This is a genomic window from Mesorhizobium denitrificans (assembly GCF_003403035.1).
GTDB classification, from domain to species: domain Bacteria; phylum Pseudomonadota; class Alphaproteobacteria; order Rhizobiales; family Rhizobiaceae; genus Mesorhizobium_G; species Mesorhizobium_G denitrificans.
Genome location: NZ_QURN01000014.1, coordinates 20,186 through 37,309, shown reverse-complemented (window position 1 = coordinate 37,309; position 17,124 = coordinate 20,186). Strand labels below are relative to the sequence as shown.

Sequence of the window (17,124 nt, the reverse complement as noted above, 5' to 3'; positions counted from 1 at the left end):
TCTTGCTAACTGGTTCACGAAATTCTCCCGTCAGGAAACCCGCCGCTTGCGCTCGATGAGCTGCAGGATGAGCGGCGTCAGTATGAGTTGCATTGCGAGATCGAGCTTGTTGCCCGGCACCACGATGGAGTTCGCGCGGCTCATGAAAGAGTCGTGAATCATCGACAGCAGGTAGGGAAAATCGATCCCGCGGGGATTGGCGAACCGGATCACCAGCATCGATTCATCGGGCGTCGGTATCCACCGCGCGATGAACGGGTTGGACGTATCCACGATCGGCACGCGCTGGAAATTGATGTTGGTCAGCGCAAATTGCGGCACGATGAAGCGCGTGTAATCCGGCATCCGCCGAAGGATCACGTCAACCACCGCCTCGGTCGAATAGCCGCGCGTCGCGCGGTCGCGGTGGATCTTCTGAATCCATTCCAGATTGATGACAGGGACGACGCCGATCTTGAGGTCGGCCAGCTTGGCGAGGTCCACCTTTTCGGTCACTGCGCAGCCATGCAGCCCTTCGTAGAACAGCAGGTCGCTTTCGCCGAATTCCCTCCACGGCGTGAAGGTGCCCGGCGGCGAGTTATATTGTTGCGCCTCGTCCTCATCATGGACGTATGTGCGCGTGCGGCCTTTGCCCTTGCGCCCATATTCGCTGAACACCTCTTGCAGAACTTCAAGTTCGTTCGCCTCGGCGTTGAAGTGGGTGAAGTTCGGATTGCCGTTCTTCTCTTCTTCCGCGACCTTGGTTTTCATGCCCATGCGGTCATACCGATGGAACGCATCACCTTCGATGAAAGCGGCCTCGATCTTCTCGCGACGGAAAATCTGCTCGAACACGCGCTTGACGGAGGTCGTGCCTGCGCCGGACGAGCCGGTGATCGAGATGATAGGGTGCTTCGCCGACATGCGCGCCTCACGCCCTGAATAGTCCGCGATTGCCGAACAGCGGATGCCGTTCGCCAATCGCGGAGGGTTCGAGGTGGTAGCGGCCGATGCGCTCGACTTCCTTCCTGGAGCCGAAGCAGAACGGCACGCGCTGGTGCAGCGATTCCGGCACCAGGTCGAGTATCGGGTCGATGCAGTCGGTCGCCTTGCCGCCTGCTTGTTCGATCAGGAACGCTATCGGGCTAGCTTCATAGACCAGCCGCAGTCGGCCTTGCCCATATCCCTTGCGTTGGTCGGCGGGGTAGCAGAACACGCCACCGCGGATGAGGATTCGATAAGCGTCAGCGACCAGCGACGCGATCCAGCGCATGTTGAAATCGCGCTCGCGCGGCCCATCCGCGCCCTTCAGGCAATCATCGACATAGAGCCGAACCGCCTCGCTCCAATGCCGGTAGTTGGCGGCGTTGATTGCGAATTCAGAGGTCTTCGCCGGAATGATCCGGCTCTCATGGATTTGCACATACGCGCCGAGACGCGTCGAGAAAGCGAAGATGTGTGTGCCGCTGCCCAGCGACAGCACTAGCGCAAGTTGCGGTCCGTAGATGAAAAATCCCGCCGCCAGTTGCTTTCTCCCCGGCTGCAAAAAAATGGCGGCAGGGTCTGTTGCCCCGCCGCCTGAGGCAGGGAGGAGAGAAAAAATCGTTCCTATGGAAACGTTCGACTCAATATTGGACGATCCGTCCAGCGGATCGATTGCAACCGCCAGAGGTGCGCCAACGGTGAGCGCCACAGGTTTCTCGATTTCTTCCGAGGCATAGAACGCAACCGGTGCGCGGCGCATGGCGTCCAGAAAAATATTGTCCGCGACGACATCCAGATCCTTCTGCGAGTCGCCATCGGCATTCTGCCGTCCCGTTGTTGCACCTGTGTCCTGCGTTCCTTGCAGTATCGTGTCGCGAACCCGCAGCGCAGCACGCGAAAGCAGCCACACCGTCTCAGCAACAGCAGCGCGGATACGCACGTCGCCGCTGGCGAAGGAATTCAAAAATGCATCGAGTGTGGCCGCGGCCATGTCGTCCTCCCGGACCCCTTGAGTGCGCAGCTCGGCGCGGGGTCTGGGCAGAACGAAACAGCTTTACGTGTATGAGTAAATTTTAATGACTTTACGCAAGCGATAAAAATAATTTACTCTAAGCCATGCGCAATCTTTCGCTCAAGCAGCTTCGCACTATTCAGGAAATTGCCATTCACGGCAAAATAAGCAGTGCTGCCAATACCTTATCTCTGACAGCTCCGGCGGTTACGATCCAGCTCCGGCAAGCTGAGGAGGAGATCGGACTGGCGCTGTTTGACCGCACGCAAGAGGGCATGCGTCCCACCGCCGCAGGTTTGGCAGTCATTGATGCCGCGCAATCCGTACAGGAGCGCCTGCGGGTCCTGTCGGATGAAATCGACGCGTTGAAGGGCGTTCGTGCGGGCAGCCTCAAGCTCGGCGTCGTCTCCACCGCCAAATATTTTGCGCCACGGCTAATGGCCGGGTTCGCGAAACTCCATCCAGCAATCGACATGCGCCTGTCCATCGGCAACCGCGCTGAAATCATCGACATGCTGAAGGACCATGCAGTAGACATCGCGCTGATGGGGCGTCCCGCCCGTGCGATTCCCGTGCGTGCTACACCCTTCGGCGATCATCCTTTGGTCATCGTCGCGGCGCCCGATCACCCCTTGGCTCGCAGTCGAGACATCACCAAGCGGCGCATTGCGGAAGAGACATTTCTGGTTCGCGAGCCGGGATCGGGAACGCGCATCTCGCTGGAGATATTCTTTTCAGACATACCCGGTCGCATTGATGAACTCGGCGTGGAAATGGGTTCCAACGAAACCATCAAGCAGGCTGTTATGGCCGGGCTAGGGGTTGCCTTCATCTCCGCACATACAATCGCGTTGGAGGTCGAGGTCGGGCGTCTGGTCGTGCTGGACGTGGTCGGCATGCCGATCCGCCGCCAATGGTTCGGCGTCATGCGTGCAGACCGCGCCATTTCTCCTGCAATGGCGACGTTCAACGATTTCCTGCTTCGTGAAGGCGTTGCCTACCTTCCGATTCTGGAAAAGCTATATCCGGAGCAACCAGCTCCAGCCGATCAGCGGCGATAATTCTTCGTCGGATAAAGCGGCGTTTGATCTGCACCCGTCGCCAGGTGTGGTGGACGGTGAGCCTCGCCTTGCGGCGCTGGTGTATGCGGTACACGCGGCGGCGCAGAGGCCACGGGTTTGCGCACCGGAGGCCGTCCGACCGGATTCCGGCTGGGAGGCGGCTTGCGGTAATAGCGGTCGTCCTGCCAACCAGCGCGCGGAGGCCGCCCATAGCTGTAATCCGGACCGCTGTAGTAGTCGTCGCCGTAATATCTGTCGCGGTAATACGGTCGGTAGGGTCGATAGGGCTGGTAGTCGCGATAGCCGTCGTAATAGCCGCCGCCATTATCATACGGACCATAGCCGGGATCATCGACACAACCGGCTACGCCTGCCATCAGCGCAGCAAGTATGGCTGTACGAATCAATGTGTTGCGTTGCATCTGGCTTCTCCGCAGAAGGCTATCGAATGATGCAGTCTAGCGCGCAAAAGCGGTGAAAATCGGGAGCGAGACGCGCTCTGCTTGATTGTTGTGAATTCTTTGATAGGGCTTGCGCGGCCTCAATGTCGCGAAAAACATGGGGAGCCAATAACCGAAATTTTGGACGCTGATGCAATCGAATCCCGCAAGATCGCCGTTTGGCAACGCCAGCCCAGATCGTCCGCAATACCTTCGCACGGTGATCGTGGCTGCCCCATCGCTGCTCGCGCTTGTCCTGGCCTATGGATTCATCGTCTGGAATGCCAATAAGGGATTCGATATTACTGACGAGTCCTTTTACCTGCTTAATATATTTTATCCGAACAGAAATATCGGAGCAGTTTCTGAGTTCGGGCAATACCTTGGCTTGTTTTCTGATTTTTATCCGCACAACGTGCCGTTCTTAAGAATATTTGGCGTCGCTTTTATTCTGTGTGTTTCAGTATATTATTCCATTTTTGCATCAAGATATCTGTCGTCGCAATTTCTTATACGAACTCTTTTAATAATTGCATTTGCTATTTCGACGCTGTCAATCTTTCGCTTTTGGTTGATTACTCCATCGTACAACACCTTTGTTCTTGCTGGGGCGATGATCGTCGCTGCAAGCGTGATCAGGAGTATCAATCGAGCCGGCTTACTCGGCGAGGAAATTCGCATCGCTGACGCGCTTGCGATTGGTGGCGTGCTGGTCGCGATAGGAAGACCCACGAGTGCAATTGCGGTGGGCGGTGTTGCAGGTCTGTGGATCGCTTGCGTTTGCCCTTATCGCCAAACATTGCGCATCGGCGTCGCTGCGGTTTGCGTGTTCATTTTGCTTTTCCTGCTGCACGCCGCTTTCTTGGGCGGGGGCGTTGAACCCTTCTTGACGCGTGTGAACTTTGCCAAAGATCTCGCTGCCACGCTTGATGCCGGGCACACATTTGGTGACGCTATCGGCCGCGTGCTTACGGCGTTGCGAGATGTTCCCGGCCAAATGTTTTCCACACCCAGTCTCGCAGGCGCGCTCGTCACGCTGATTGTCTTTTTCATCGGTTGGCCCCCGCGTTTGCACCTCAATGAAAAGCGCATGGCCCAATCCTGCGTAGCGGGCGTTGCAGCGCTGGTTGCTGTAACCGCGTACTCAACTCATGTTGTTCAGGCCGTTTCATCATGGGGTAATCTTGGCGTAAGGCTCGTTCTGCTTTTGCTTGGCCAATTCCTGTTCTTTAAACTCGCGGCGCGCTTGAATGGTGAAACGTTTCCTAAGTCGAACCCCGAAGTGGCGAACAGCTCGCCCGTCATCACCGCGCTTGCGCTCGCATCCATAGCGCTTGTGGCTCCCTTTGGAGGCACTGGCGTGATGATTGGAAACTCGGGAACGGCGTTTCCGCTTTACGTTGGCTCGGCCCTGTTTCTTGCGATGGCAATCATTCCTCCCGCGCGCTGGCTGTTGCGCGTGTCGGTGATTTACCTGTTGGCCTTTCTGCCTGTGCTGTTCCTTTTTTATGTTTCGATGATGCCATACCGCCTACCAGAGAGCATGTCGCACCAGACAAATCCCATAACTCTTGCGGGAAGCGACTCTCCCATCCTTGTCGATGGAGCGACCGCGAACTGGGTAAATGCGTTGCGTTCCGGCGCGCTGGAGCATGGTTGGAGCGAAGGAACGCCGTTGATCGACATGACGGGTGCAACCCCTGGCGCGGCGCTTGTTCTTGGCGCAAATGCACCGGTTACACCGTGGATCGTCGGCGGCTATAAGGGCTCAAAATCATTTGCGGCTTCCGTTTTGGCGGCGGCGGGCAGCGAAATACTCAAGGATGCGTGGATTCTGACAGCGCCCACTGGTGCAGCGAAAAATGACGAAGCGGTACTAAGCGAGGCGGGGCTGGACTTTCCGTCCGGCTACGAGATAGCTGCAGAAGTCACGACCGGTTACCGAAAAGAGAAACAACTTCTATGGAAGCCTGTCCGGAAAAATGACTGAGCCACATAAGCTTCTCGATTTTGAACGTGCTTTGGCTGGCAGGCGCGTTTTGGTCACAGGACATACGGGCTTCAAGGGGAGCTGGCTTGCGCTTTGGCTGAAATCAATTGGCGCTGAGGTTCATGGCATTGCGCTCGCGCCAGATACTGTTCCAAACATGTTCGGTCTGGTTGGGCTTGAAAAGCTGCTTGCGCACAATGTAATCGACATACGCGACAGAGCTTCGCTCATCGCGCGCGTCCGCCAAATCGATCCTGAAATTGTCTTTCACCTCGCCGCACAACCTCTCGTGCGCAAGTCGTTCGACCTTCCTCTCGAAACCTTCGATACCAATGTCATGGGCACGGCGCATGTCTTGGAGGCATGTCGGCAAACGCGTTCAACCAAGGCAATAGTTTGCGTCACCACGGACAAGGTCTACGAAAATACGGAGGGTCTTCGGCCCTACAAGGAAGAGGATCGGCTGGGCGGCACGGACCCGTATAGCTCGTCCAAGGCGGCGGCGGAGCTGGTTGCCGCCACCTATCGCAAGTGCTTTCTTGCCGACAGGCCGCTCGCAACCGCGCGAGGCGGAAACGTGATTGGTGGAGGCGATTGGTCGGAGGATCGCTTGATCCCCGACATCGTTCGCGCAATTCATGACCGTCGTCCGCTTGTCGTTCGCAACCCCAACGCGTCGCGGCCGTGGCAGCATGTCCTCAATCTGTGCCACGCATATCTCGTTTTGGCGAATGCATTGCTCACCAACGAAAAGACTGTCCAGCGCGCGTGGAATTTCGGCCCTGCGGACCAAAGCAGCATCCCGGTCCACGAGGTTCTGAAAATATTCGGCCAAAGCTGGATGCTTCCCGAAATTCAGGTGGTCCCGGCACATGGCAAGCCTGAAACGCAAATTCTTTCGTTGGACAGCTCCTTGGCGCATGATGCGCTTGGTTGGTCGCCAGCTTGGTCGCTGGAGGAGTCCATAGCCAATACAGCGGACTGGTATCGGTCATTTTCAGAGAAGCCGGCTGCAATTTCGCAGAAAACCGCCGATCAGCTCGCTTCTTATCGGCGGGCTCTGCTGGTCGAAGCATGACATTGGCGCCAAATCTTCCGCAAAAAGTCTGCGTGGTTGGTGGTGGCCGCTGGGCGCGAACGATTGCCCGTATTCTGGTCAAGATATTGCCGTGCGGCTCGGAGTTAAACCTGTGCTCCATTTCGAACGAGCAAGGTTGGCTTGATGCGCTGCCAGAGCTTTCCTCTGACCACCTTGCGGTGTCTGTCGGCCGCTTTGAGGATGCGCTCGCGCGGGCTGATATTGAGCTGGTTCTCGTGGCTCGTTCTGCGCGCGAAAACGCCGGAACCGCACTCGCGGCGCTGCGTGCTGGCAAGCGTGTATTTGTTGAGAAGCCTTTTGCGCTCAGTGAGGCGTCCGCGCTTCAAGTCGTTCACGCGTCTGCCCCCGGTCGGTGCGTGACGGGCTTGGTTTTTCTGTTAGCGCCGAACCTTCATCGTTTTAGAGATCAGGCAAAAGCGCTCGGAAAACTGACCCATATTGATGTTGAGTGGTTGGATCCTGCCAGCGAAATCCGCTACGCCGAAACAAAGTCATACGATCCCAGCGTGAACTGCCTGCCAGATTCCTTTCCGCACATCTGGAGCGTGCTGCGATTATTTGAGCCTCGCGCTCGGTTCGACGAAATCCAAGCAATAAGCCAGTCTGGCGGACGGATCGTGTCTCTGAATGCCAGGCTTGCGGATATGCGCGCGACCGTCAAAATTGCGCGCGATACATCCAGTCGTCGGCGGGTTATCAGGTTGGAAGGCGAACATGGTCGCGCCTCGCTCGACTTTTCCAAAGAGCCCGGTCAGGCGGAAATAAATGGCGGTCCAATCGATGTTGAGCAGGGTTACAGCAGCCCGTTGACGCTTGAGTTGCAAGCGTTTCTCGGCAGTTCCGAGCCGCAGCTCGCCCGCGTCGAGAATGCAATCGAGTCAATCGTGCTGGTTGACCGTGTTTTGGGCAGCATCAGAGAACAGCAGGCCCACGAAATCATCGAAAGCTTTGGCCCGGAAGCAGACGCGACCGCTGCAAATTACGCACTGCGTGAAATCTCACTGGATATTCTTGGCGGACGCAACGCAAGCCCGGACCATCAACAGCTAGTCACGCTGTTGCGGAGTTGGCTTGGCGGCCAGGTGCCTGAGGCGGAAATTCCTGCACAACTACGCGATGCGCCTGCGCTTGCCAGCATCAGGAAAGCACTCGCGTCCCGCGCTATTTCCTAGCTGCGAGATAGTACTGCGCGCCTACAGGAACATGTCCCAGCACTTTATCTGCCGCCGATAGAATTTGCCCGACTGGAGGCACGGCCAACATTCCGCGCGTCCAAACGTCTTTGAAGGCGGCGTTGCGAAACAGCTTTCTGATCTGGCCGGGGCGCAGCAGCACCGCATCCTTATCAATCTCGCAGCTCCGCACAATATACTGCGTGGCCGGATTGTAGGGGTTATGCTCGAAGATCAGCGCCAACCCACCGGGCTTTAAAACGCGTCCCATCTCTTGCACGAACTGCACCCATCCGGCTGGCGGAACGTGGTGCATTACGCAGACCGCAAACGCCATGTCGAACCGTGCGTTCGCATAGGGCAGGGCGCCACCGTCAAAACTCTTATACTGTACAAACGGATGCCGTTGCCGCGCGAGGTTAATGCTCCGGCTTGAGACATCAACGCCGTGCAATTCGCGGAACACACCTTTCAAGCCGGGATGATAGGCACCTAGTCCGCAGCCAATATCCAGCACATCAAGCCGCGCCAAATCACCCAGCGTATGCTGCGTCAGCTCCAGAATTCGGTCGCGCTTGACGTCGATGTAAAATTGATGCTCGCGCCCGCCAAAGGCGATTGCGCTGTTGATCTGCTTTTCATAATCGTCAGCGACCCGGTCAAAATCGTCAGCGACCTGGCCTTGCGTAACTGATTCCTTCGCGTTCTCTTTCATCTGACACGCGCCTTCGCATCTGGTTGCACGAATACCCAAATGTGAAAAAGCACATAGTTGAGAAGCGGAATGACGATGCAGACGGCGATTGTCGACACCCATGCGGGCTGATTCATATAGCCGGTTAGTGCTTTGACCAGGCCCCATGAAACGGCCAGTCCAGCCAGTGTTACCACAGCGAACCGGGTGACTTGCTGCGACGAGTGATTTTTGGTCTGAAAAGTGAACATGCTTTGCAGCAGATACGAAAGCACCACCGCCATTGCGTAGCTAAGTGCAGACGATGTGCTTGCCGATATATCCAAGCCGTAATGCAACGCGTTGGACGCAAGGAAGTATGCGACCGTCGTGAATGCGCCGGAGATTCCGAATCGAACCAATCGGGCTCGCGATTTCATTGCCAGATTTTCCAAGGCGCTTTGCCGGAGAGCCAGAGCCGTTCAAGTTCGCGCTGGTCCCTGAGGGTGTCCATAGGTTGCCAAAAGCCGTGGTGACGATACGCCGACAATTGCTCATCGCGCGCAAGTCTCTCCAACGGCTCTCGCTCGAATGAAGTTTTATCGCCGTCAATATAGTCGAATACGCCCGGTTCAAGAACGAAAAAGCCGCCATTGATCCAGCCCATCTCCCGGTCGGGCTTTTCATGGAAACGCGTGACATTGTCTGCGGCGTCCAGATCGAGAATGCCAAACCTGCCGGGCGAGGGGACCGCCGTTACTGTCGCCAGCTTGCCGCTCCGCTTGTGGTAGTCGACAAGCGCGCGCACATCGATGTCCGCGACTCCATCGCCGTAAGTAACGCAGAACGTGCTGTTATCGACGAAGTCGGCAATCCGCTTGATGCGCCCGCCCGTCATCGTCTCCAAGCCGGTGTCTATCAGCGTCACCGTCCAGCGCTCGCTGGCATTGCCCAGATATTCGATCTTATTGTCGCCAAGATGCACTTTGACGTCATAATTGTGTACGAAGTAATCGACGAAATATTGCTTTACGACGTGCGATTTGTATCCGCAGCACACAACGAAATCGTCAAATCCGGCGGCAGCGTAAATCTTCATTATGTGCCAGAGAATCGGTCGCTCGCCGATTTCCACCAGGGGCTTGGGTATGTTTTGTGTGGCTTCTGAAAGTCGCGTGCCGAAACCTCCGGCAAGAATAACGACTTTCATTGGCGTTGCCCCCGTAAACTGCGGCTTAGAGTTCGGCGTGCATATGCGCGCAGCGCCGGATTGCAATTTCTTTAATGGTAAGCCTATACACCGCCTTCAAGCTGAATTGGAACCGGGCCTTGAACTTAATCCAGAACTGCGAGGTTTGTGGTCAGAAAGCGCTTCACCGCGCGCTCGACCTTGGCGATCACCCGATGTGCGACGACCTCGTACCGGTTGGCGATCCCCGGATCCCCATTGAATATCCGATTCAGATATCATTCTGCCCGGTTTGCCGAACCGCGCATCAGATGTTCCAGATTCCCAAGCGCACGCTGTTTTCGGAAAGCTATCACTATCGCGCCCGACATACCGCCGATGTGCTGAAAGGCATGGCTACGCTGGTCGACCGCTGCGAAGAATTGGCCGGGTCCGTAAAAGATCTTACCGTCCTCGACGTTGGGTGCAATGACGGTAGCCTTCTGTCCATTTTCCGGCAGAAAGGCGCGAAGACCATTGGCGTCGAGCCAACCGGGGCAGCCTCAGACGCCATCGCTGCAGGCCACACGGTTTATCACGATTATTTCAGCCCAGAGATCGCCACTAAGATTGTGGCCGAGCATGGCAAGCCAGACATTGTGACCTTCACAAACGTTTTCGCGCATATCGAAAATCTGGAAAGCGTGATTACAGCACTGCGCACCCTTATGGGGCCGCAAACCCTGCTGGTCATCGAGAACCACTATCTCGGAGCTGTTCTGGACCGCTATCAGTTCGATACTTTCTATCACGAGCATCCCAGAACCTACAGTTTGACGTCGTTCGACTACATCGCTCGTTCGCTTGGCGCTTCGCTCGTTTCTGTGGAGTTTCCGGCTCGTTATGGCGGCAATATTCGAGTGGTCATGGCCGGTACACCGCGGAAAAATGTGGGCGGCTTGGCGCCGCATGAGGTCGACGAGTCTGATTTCGGCGAGCGTCTTGCGGAAATGGGAAGGCGTATTCCGCTTTGGAGCAAAGGCAAGCGCGCGGAACTTCTTGAAGTCGTTTCCCGCTTCGGGCCACTGCCTGCAAAGGCGTTTCCGGGTCGCGCGGCTATTCTTGTAAAGCTGCTCGGTCTTGATGAGACAATGGTCTCTGCGATCTATGAGAAACCGGGGTCCATGAAGATCGACCATTATGTACCTGGCACGCGCATCCCCATTGTCTCTGATGATGATTTTGCGGACCGGCCAAACAAGGAAGCGCCTTTGCTGAATTTCGCGTGGCATATTGCAGACGAGATCCACGCATACCTGCGCAGCCGCGGCTATGCCGGAGAGATCATCGACCTCTTTTCGGCGGAGGAGTTTGATCGGCTCACTGCTTCGCATGTCAGCGGAGGATAGCTTGAAGCGGAGCAAGGCCGTCAAAATCTCCGACGTCGAAGCGCAGGCCGCGCGCGCGCTCATTTCCATCATTGTGCCCGTCTACAATGAAGAGTCGAATGTCGATCGGACCTATGCGGAGTTGAAGCGCGTAACCGATGCGCTGGCCGCGTACAGGTTCGAGTTTATTTTCACGGACAACAATTCGACTGACCAGACCTTCAGCAAGCTCGTCACGATCGCCGCGAACGATCCAGCCGTGCGCATTGCGCGGTTTTCGCGGAATTTCGGCTTTCAGCGCTCTGTTTTAACGGGCTACCTCCTTTGCGAAGGCGAAGCGGCGATTCAGATCGATGCGGATCTGCAAGATCCTCCATCAATGTTTGAAGCCTTTCTGGAAAAGTGGCGCGAAGGTGCAGACGTTGTGGTCGGCGTTCGCCGTCATCGCGAGGAGCATCGCCTCATGCAGGAGGGTCGCCGCGCCTATTACCGGCTGCTGCGCTGGCTCGATGGTCCGCATTTGATCGCAGATGCGGGCGATTTTCGTCTGATCGATCGCAGCGTTATTGAGAGGCTGCGCAAGATCAACGAACCGCATATGTACTTGCGTGGCCTGATCTCATCGCTTTCGCGCAAGCAGGTCGGCGTGCCTGTCGACCGTGCGGCGCGGCTGCATGGCGAAAGCAAGTTCAAGTTTCGTGGGCTTCTCAGACTGGCGGCCGGCGGAATAATCGCGCATTCCAGCGTGCCGCTGCGCGTTGCATTCTATATTGGCATCTTCATTGCCGCGCTAAGTGTGCTGCTGTCGTTCTTCTATATTGGCTTGCGAATCTTTGCTCCAAATTCATCGCCGCCCGGTTTTACAACAACCCAACTGCTTATATTGTTTGGCATTGGTCTTAATAGCATGTTCTTGGGAATATTAGGTGTTTACGTTGGGATGATCTACGATCACGTCCGCGAGCGCCCGCTCACGATCATATCTGATCTGGTGAACTTCGCTGAAAGCCCTGCCTCTGCTGAGGCGCGAATTGCAAACATGCGCTAGTTCTGAAGCTGATATTGCTTTGGTTGCAGGTACAGAATGCCCGTGGGGCTTGTGTCGGCTAGTTCATATTTCTCCATCAGCAGAGCGAATGGGCCGTCCGTAATGTTCTGATTTTTCTGATCTAGAAATACATGCCTCACTTTGTTTGCAAGCAAGCCGCGGATCAAATTGTCCCGATCTTCTTTGAGCAACATTTCTGCTATGCCCGGGCCGGATATTGCGGAGCCAAGTCCGGTTTCCGCGTAGAGCGCAGCTTGTCCTTGAGCCAGAATGACGGTCGGACCTCCGTCGTCGGCTTTGCCTAAAACAAAGGCGATGTTCGCATGTGCCTTGCTGCTGCTGTCTACGGTGAATGCAGTCGACAGCATCGTCATCCCGATGGTTGCCAAGCGCGGAATGCCGAGGATCAGCGCGGTTGAGGCAGTCAGTCCAAAAACGAAGGTGGGAACCGTAGCCAGCAACATCGTCTTGGGCAAAACCTTGAGTTTAACCGCTCGAACCGCATTATCCGCCAAAATAAACGCGATCAGCGCTGCGGGCCACAAAACGAAGGAAAGCACGACCTCGTGCGAGCGTCCTTGATAGTAAGCGAATATCCCCAAGCCCAGAACGCTTAGCAAAAGCACCGAGTCTGAGGTCAGATTTGGCCGACGGCACACCTGTGCAATTATGCCAACTACCAAACCGTAAATGTAAAGGCCAAAAACAATCATCCAGGGGTCGGGCCGTCGTGGAACGGGCAACATGCCGAAACCGAAGCCGTAGAAAATACTTTGATACTTGAGCAACATTGCCCAATTCACGTGATTATCGCCCTTGATGGTCAGATAAACAGCGAAAACCATGCAGATCAAAATCGGCACGAGAATAACAATAGTAAGATTTATCAGATTTCTTTGAACCGGCCTGCCAAACAGACATTGCAGCAGAGCGTACAGTACGATGCCGCCAAGCGCTGGAATCCCCCAATCGAAGTTCCAGATCAGTCCGATGCCCGCAATTGCTGACAAGCACAGCATCGGGCCATGCCCCATTCTCTGCCTGTAAAAGAGTGCGAAGCATGCTACCAAAATCGCCGGAAAAAACAGCCGGATGGGCCAGACCTGAAAATATTCAACGCGAATAGGATTGCGCCAAAGCAACATCCATGTGTTTCCAATAAAAAACAGCAAGGTTAGAATCGCGAGCGCAAGTATCAACGGCGTTCGTATGGTTTTCGCGGCGAACATAATCAGCGCCGTGACTGCAATGATCTGAAGAGCTGAAAGGAAGATTGTGAAGCCCAGAACAGTCACGCCCGTTCGTGAAATCACAGGCCCCAGAAGCTCGGCGTAGAGACCATACTGAGCGGGCAAATCGACCAGAATTGTCCTTCCTGCCGCTACTTGGGATATGCTGTAAAAAACAGCCTCGAAATGTATATCATTATAGATCATCGCCGCAGAGCGAACGCGGATCACCCCGATAAACAGTGCCAGCACTGCCGAAACAAGCAGGATCGCAATTCGGGCGGCTTTGCTGGAGATAAACAGTTTATCGAAGGCCGCGAAAAGAATAACGGCAATCAGCGCCGAAAACAGAATGTAAGCGCCGCACTGGGCCCATACCGATCCGCCGATATAGGTCTTGGGATCGTTGAAAAGTATATCAGGAAGAAATGTCGATCTTGTTGTCGGAATCACCGCAATGAAAGCAGCAACTGGCAGAAGAAGAAGCAGTTTCTTGTATTCTGGCGGCTGAGCTTGTCGAACGACCGTCATCGCGCAAACTAATATAATCGGAACCGCCGATAAAACAGCGGCGACAAAAGCTGCTCGCTCTACTGGTTCAGGCAAAAGATAATTCTGCCAGTTTTCCAGCATTAAGGGCCGTAGTTGTGAAAGGTCCGGCGCAGTGCCGAATTTAAATACTGAAAGCCCTGCGAGCGCCGCGACACATGCAATAAGCATGGACGAAACCGCTGCGAGTACGTTTGTTTGCGTAGCCAGCGTGGACTGTGGCGTCCGATGCGCAATCAATGCTTATTATCCCCATGATTTGCATATGCTTCTCAAGTGCGCAGACCATACAGGATTCTCGAAGCATGCGAATACGTAAGGGGCTGAAAACCGCTTTGCATGTGTGCTCGGCTGCCGCCGACCTACCACCAGCGCTTATGTCGGCTGTCACCACTCATAGCCAGGCCAAGCATCAATCCGATCACGCCACCCAAAACCAGCGCCGCCGAAAACGTGGCAGGGTTTTCGCGCACCAGCGTGGCGCGTTCACTCACCAGTTCGCGCGCTTCCTGCATGCGATCAGAAAGCGCTTCTTTGAGGCGCGCAAGTTCCTCGCGCAGCTCTTCCATTTCGATATCGCGTTCAGGCTCTGAACCTACATTATCATCAACCATTTTTTTCTCCTTCGGCTATCCAACGCCTTTATGGGCGGCATGTTCCGGAGAAGCTTTGCGCGGCTGTGATTTGCGCTTCTGTGCACGCACTCGTCGCAAGATCTCGGATGAATTATTCAATTGGCACGGCGAGGCCGACTTTCACCCTGTCCATAACGACGAGGGTGTTAAACCGCTTTATGTTTTTGTTGTTGAAGAGAAAGTCATTCGTAAACGCCTCGTAGTCGCTCATGCTTTGCACGGCGACTATCAGGATGAAGTCGACTTCACCGGTTACGTAATAGCATTGAATTACTTCCGGTGTCCGGCGCATGGCCTTCTTGAAATCGCTCATGATGTCGGGGCGCTCGCGCTCCAGAGATACCTCAACAACCATGCTGAGCCGGTGCCCCAAGGCCGCAGGCGAAAGGACAGCAATCTCCGCTTCTATGACCCCCGTTTCGCGCAGCTTGTTCAGGCGGCGAAGACATGCCGATGGAGACAGGCCAACCGCCTCGGATAGTTCGTGAGCTGTGCGGCGCGTATCCGTCTGCATCAGATTGAGCAGCTTTCGATCAAACGCATCCAGCATTTTGGCGCTCCAATTTTGCAACCAGTGGTGGATACTGCAAAATCTGATCGAGATAAACGTTAATTCGCAAAAATTTAGCGTCAACCTCAACCTATGCTCACCACCAGTCATCGAGTTTCGTTGCCACCTAGGAGCCGTCCATGACTGGAATGCAGTTGTCTCGTGATGAACTTCTCAGGGCGTATAGGACCATGAGGATCATCCGGGTTTTCGAGGACAGGGTGAGCGCCGAAATGGCAAGCGGCGATATTCCCGGCAATACGCATCTTTATGCGGGTCAGGAAGCTTCGGCCGTTGGGGTGTGTTTTCATCTTACCGAAGACGACAAGATTGCATCGACGCACCGCGGTCACGGACATTGCATCGCAAAGGGATGCGACGTCGACGGGATGATGGCCGAAATCTTCGGCAAAGACACTGGCATTTGCCGCGGCAAAGGCGGCTCGATGCACATCGCAGACCTTTCGAAGGGTATGCTCGGTGCAAACGGTATTGTAGGTGGCGGGCCGCCGCTCGCTTGCGGGGCTGCGCTTACCGCGCAGGTGCTCAATCGCGATGATGTAGCAGTGTGCTTTTCAGGCGATGGCGCGATCAATCAGGGTACGACCGCCGAAAGTATGAACCTGGCGCAAATCTGGAAATTGCCGGTGATCTTTGCAGTCGAAGACAACGGCTTTGGAGAGGCGACTGCCAAATCCTTTGTTGTTGCCGGAGAAATTACGAAGCGTGCCGAAGCGCTTGGCATGGCTTCCGCGCATGTTGACGGGGTGGATTTCTTCGCGGTTCATGATGCTGCTCAAGAAGCAGTGGCGCGTGCTCGCAGGGGCGAAGGCCCGACCCTGCTGCACATCGAGACGCCGCGATACTACGGACATTTCAGCGGTGATCCCGATAATTATCGAACGCCCGAGGAAAAGTCGGCAATGCGCCGCGAGCGAGATTGTCTGGCGGTTTTCCGCAGCCGGGTCACCCAGGCCAAATTGCTCGATGATGCCGATCTCGACCGCGTCGACGCGGAAGTTCAGCAGTTGATCGACAGTGCCGTTAAGGCCGCGCGCGCCGCGCCGCAGCCGGGGCTCGAGACGCTGACCACCGACGTCTATGTGCGCTACGTTTAAGTGAGATTGCCATGCCAACGAAATCCTACCGTCAGGCGTTGAACGAAGCGCTTCATCACGAAATGGGGCGCGATCCCCGCGTCATCGTTCTCGGCGAGGACATTGCGGGAGGCGCAGGCGCCTCCGGCCAAAAGGATGCATGGGGCGGTGCCTTCGGCGTGACGAAAGGTTTGCTCGGTGCGTTTGGCCCAACTCGGGTACGTGATACGCCCATATCGGAGAGCGCGTTTGTTGGCGCGGCTGCCGGTGCGGCAGCTACTGGTTTGAGGCCGGTAGCTGAAATCATGTTTGTCGATTTTCTTGGCGTCTGCTTCGACCAGATTTTCAATCAGGCAGCCAAATTTCGTTACATGTTCGGCGGCAAGGCAGTCACGCCTTTTGTGCTGCGAGCTACGTTCGGAGCTGGGACCAGATCGGCCAGCCAGCACAGCCAAGCGCTCTATCCCATTTTCACGCACATTCCCGGTCTGAAGGTCGTGATCCCATCCACTCCCTATGATGCGAAGGGATTGTTGATACAGGCCATCCGCGACGACGATCCGGTAATTTTCCTCGAAAACAAGCTGCTCTACGACACAGTCGGTGAAGTTCCCGACGGTGCCTATGTCGTGCCATTCGGTGAAGCCAATATTCTGCGCGAAGGGGACGACGTAACCATAATCGCCTTTGGGCGAATGGTTCACATCGCGATGGAAGCTGCTGGCCAACTGGCCAAGGAAGGCATCAGTTGCACCGTTATCGACCCTCGCACCACGTCGCCGCTTGACGAAGACACGATCCTCGAAGCGGCGGAAGAAACCGGTCGCGTTGTTATCGTGGACGAGGCAAATCCGCGTTGCGGCATGGCCGCGGATGTTTCCTCCATCATCGCCGAGAAAGCATTTGGGGCGCTGAAAGCGCCGATATTCAAGGTGACCGCTCCTCATACGCCCGTCCCGTATGCGCCCAATCTAGAAGCCGCATATATCCCCGACGCCAAGCGGATCGCAGACGCGGCACGCGCTGCATTTACCTATCGGAAGTCGTAAA

At 55.7% G+C, this 17,124-nt stretch carries 17 protein-coding genes; 8 read left to right on the top strand and 9 right to left on the bottom strand.

Annotated features, from left to right (window positions below):
- Positions 1-30: 30 nt before the first annotated feature.
- Both DY251_RS16745 and DY251_RS16740 read right to left on the bottom strand, forming a co-directional pair.
- Positions 31-903, bottom strand: coding sequence for a phosphoribulokinase (locus DY251_RS16745; RefSeq protein WP_116625063.1), 873 nt, complete (start codon positions 901-903; stop codon positions 31-33).
- A 7-nt stretch (positions 904-910) separates the two neighbouring features.
- Entirely contained in the window at positions 911-1,954 is a 1,044-nt protein-coding gene (locus DY251_RS16740; RefSeq protein ID WP_116625062.1) for a class 1 fructose-bisphosphatase, read from the bottom strand.
- A gap of 125 nt (positions 1,955-2,079) precedes the next feature.
- On the opposite strand from DY251_RS16740, the gene DY251_RS16735 reads away from it, so the two are divergent.
- The gene (locus tag DY251_RS16735) at positions 2,080-3,036 is read left to right on the top strand and encodes a LysR family transcriptional regulator (protein ID WP_116625061.1); all 957 of its coding nucleotides are present in this window, start codon (positions 2,080-2,082) and stop codon (positions 3,034-3,036) included.
- Here the strand turns inward: DY251_RS16735 and DY251_RS16730 are convergent.
- Complete coding sequence (locus DY251_RS16730; RefSeq protein ID WP_116625060.1) at positions 3,024-3,458, bottom strand: hypothetical protein; 435 nt, start codon at positions 3,456-3,458, stop codon at positions 3,024-3,026. The two genes, DY251_RS16735 and DY251_RS16730, sit on opposite strands and share 13 nt — an antisense overlap.
- A 244-nt stretch (positions 3,459-3,702) precedes the next feature.
- On the opposite strand from DY251_RS16730, the gene DY251_RS16725 reads away from it, so the two are divergent.
- From DY251_RS16725 to DY251_RS16715, 3 genes are read left to right on the top strand one after another with little or no spacing between them, the layout of a single operon-like run.
- Positions 3,703-5,466, top strand: a complete 1,764-nt coding sequence (locus tag DY251_RS16725; RefSeq protein WP_147307450.1) for a hypothetical protein — start codon at positions 3,703-3,705, stop codon at positions 5,464-5,466.
- Positions 5,459-6,544 (top strand): CDP-glucose 4,6-dehydratase, encoded by a 1,086-nt coding sequence (gene rfbG, locus DY251_RS16720; protein ID WP_116625058.1) that lies wholly within the window; start codon positions 5,459-5,461, stop codon positions 6,542-6,544. The genes DY251_RS16725 and rfbG overlap by 8 nt, the downstream gene beginning before the upstream one ends.
- Entirely contained in the window at positions 6,541-7,737 is a 1,197-nt protein-coding gene (locus DY251_RS16715; RefSeq protein ID WP_116625057.1) for a Gfo/Idh/MocA family protein, read from the top strand. Before rfbG ends, DY251_RS16715 begins: the two co-directional genes overlap by 4 nt.
- On the opposite strand, the gene DY251_RS16710 is transcribed toward DY251_RS16715, so the two are convergent.
- From DY251_RS16710 to rfbF, 3 genes are read right to left on the bottom strand one after another with little or no spacing between them, the layout of a single operon-like run.
- Positions 7,727-8,452 carry a class I SAM-dependent methyltransferase gene (locus tag DY251_RS16710; RefSeq protein WP_158553271.1) on the bottom strand — a complete coding sequence of 242 codons (726 nt, stop codon included), beginning with the start codon at positions 8,450-8,452 and terminating at the stop codon, positions 7,727-7,729. The two genes, DY251_RS16715 and DY251_RS16710, sit on opposite strands and share 11 nt — an antisense overlap.
- A complete protein-coding gene (locus DY251_RS16705) occupies positions 8,449-8,850 on the bottom strand; it encodes a GtrA family protein (protein WP_116625055.1) in 402 nt (133 codons plus the stop codon). The genes DY251_RS16710 and DY251_RS16705 overlap by 4 nt, the downstream gene beginning before the upstream one ends.
- A complete protein-coding gene (rfbF, locus tag DY251_RS16700; protein WP_116625054.1) occupies positions 8,847-9,620 on the bottom strand; it encodes a glucose-1-phosphate cytidylyltransferase in 774 nt (257 codons plus the stop codon). Before rfbF ends, DY251_RS16705 begins: the two co-directional genes overlap by 4 nt.
- Before the next feature lie 119 nt (positions 9,621-9,739).
- Between rfbF and DY251_RS16695 the strand changes: the two genes are divergently transcribed.
- Positions 9,740-10,987: a class I SAM-dependent methyltransferase gene (locus DY251_RS16695; protein WP_245416012.1), complete on the top strand. Its 1,248-nt coding sequence runs from the start codon at positions 9,740-9,742 to the stop codon at positions 10,985-10,987.
- A gap of 1 nt (position 10,988) precedes the next feature.
- A complete protein-coding gene (locus tag DY251_RS16690; RefSeq protein ID WP_199498874.1) occupies positions 10,989-12,014 on the top strand; it encodes a glycosyltransferase family 2 protein in 1,026 nt (341 codons plus the stop codon).
- On the opposite strand, the gene DY251_RS16685 is transcribed toward DY251_RS16690, so the two are convergent.
- The 3 genes from DY251_RS16685 to DY251_RS16675 form a co-directional block, all read right to left on the bottom strand.
- Positions 12,011-14,032: a hypothetical protein gene (locus DY251_RS16685; RefSeq protein WP_137113487.1), complete on the bottom strand. Its 2,022-nt coding sequence runs from the start codon at positions 14,030-14,032 to the stop codon at positions 12,011-12,013. The two genes, DY251_RS16690 and DY251_RS16685, sit on opposite strands and share 4 nt — an antisense overlap.
- A 122-nt stretch (positions 14,033-14,154) precedes the next feature.
- Positions 14,155-14,406: a hypothetical protein gene (locus DY251_RS16680; RefSeq protein ID WP_116625050.1), complete on the bottom strand. Its 252-nt coding sequence runs from the start codon at positions 14,404-14,406 to the stop codon at positions 14,155-14,157.
- 112 nt (positions 14,407-14,518) lie between these two features.
- On the bottom strand, positions 14,519-14,977 hold the full coding sequence (locus DY251_RS16675) for an Lrp/AsnC family transcriptional regulator (protein WP_116625049.1): 459 nt from the start codon (positions 14,975-14,977) through the stop codon (positions 14,519-14,521).
- Positions 14,978-15,117: 140 nt separating this feature from the next.
- Between DY251_RS16675 and DY251_RS16670 the strand changes: the two genes are divergently transcribed.
- Positions 15,118-16,095 (top strand): thiamine pyrophosphate-dependent dehydrogenase E1 component subunit alpha, encoded by a 978-nt coding sequence (locus DY251_RS16670; RefSeq protein WP_116625048.1) that lies wholly within the window; start codon positions 15,118-15,120, stop codon positions 16,093-16,095.
- 11 nt (positions 16,096-16,106) lie between these two features.
- Positions 16,107-17,123, top strand: coding sequence for an alpha-ketoacid dehydrogenase subunit beta (locus DY251_RS16665; protein WP_116625047.1), 1,017 nt, complete (start codon positions 16,107-16,109; stop codon positions 17,121-17,123).
- Position 17,124 lies beyond the last annotated feature (1 nt).

Coding starts and splice junctions, on each gene's coding strand:
- DY251_RS16745 (WP_116625063.1), bottom strand. CDS start 903: ATGTCGGCGAAGCACCCTATCATCTCGATCACCGGCTCGTCCGGCGCA.
- DY251_RS16740 (WP_116625062.1), bottom strand. CDS start 1,954: ATGGCCGCGGCCACACTCGATGCATTTTTGAATTCCTTCGCCAGCGGC.
- DY251_RS16735 (WP_116625061.1), top strand. CDS start 2,080: ATGCGCAATCTTTCGCTCAAGCAGCTTCGCACTATTCAGGAAATTGCC.
- DY251_RS16730 (WP_116625060.1), bottom strand. CDS start 3,458: ATGCAACGCAACACATTGATTCGTACAGCCATACTTGCTGCGCTGATG.
- rfbG (WP_116625058.1), top strand. CDS start 5,459: ATGACTGAGCCACATAAGCTTCTCGATTTTGAACGTGCTTTGGCTGGC.
- DY251_RS16715 (WP_116625057.1), top strand. CDS start 6,541: ATGACATTGGCGCCAAATCTTCCGCAAAAAGTCTGCGTGGTTGGTGGT.
- DY251_RS16710 (WP_158553271.1), bottom strand. CDS start 8,452: ATGAAAGAGAACGCGAAGGAATCAGTTACGCAAGGCCAGGTCGCTGAC.
- DY251_RS16705 (WP_116625055.1), bottom strand. CDS start 8,850: ATGAAATCGCGAGCCCGATTGGTTCGATTCGGAATCTCCGGCGCATTC.
- rfbF (WP_116625054.1), bottom strand. CDS start 9,620: ATGAAAGTCGTTATTCTTGCCGGAGGTTTCGGCACGCGACTTTCAGAA.
- DY251_RS16680 (WP_116625050.1), bottom strand. CDS start 14,406: ATGGTTGATGATAATGTAGGTTCAGAGCCTGAACGCGATATCGAAATG.
- DY251_RS16675 (WP_116625049.1), bottom strand. CDS start 14,977: ATGCTGGATGCGTTTGATCGAAAGCTGCTCAATCTGATGCAGACGGAT.
- DY251_RS16670 (WP_116625048.1), top strand. CDS start 15,118: ATGACTGGAATGCAGTTGTCTCGTGATGAACTTCTCAGGGCGTATAGG.
- DY251_RS16665 (WP_116625047.1), top strand. CDS start 16,107: ATGCCAACGAAATCCTACCGTCAGGCGTTGAACGAAGCGCTTCATCAC.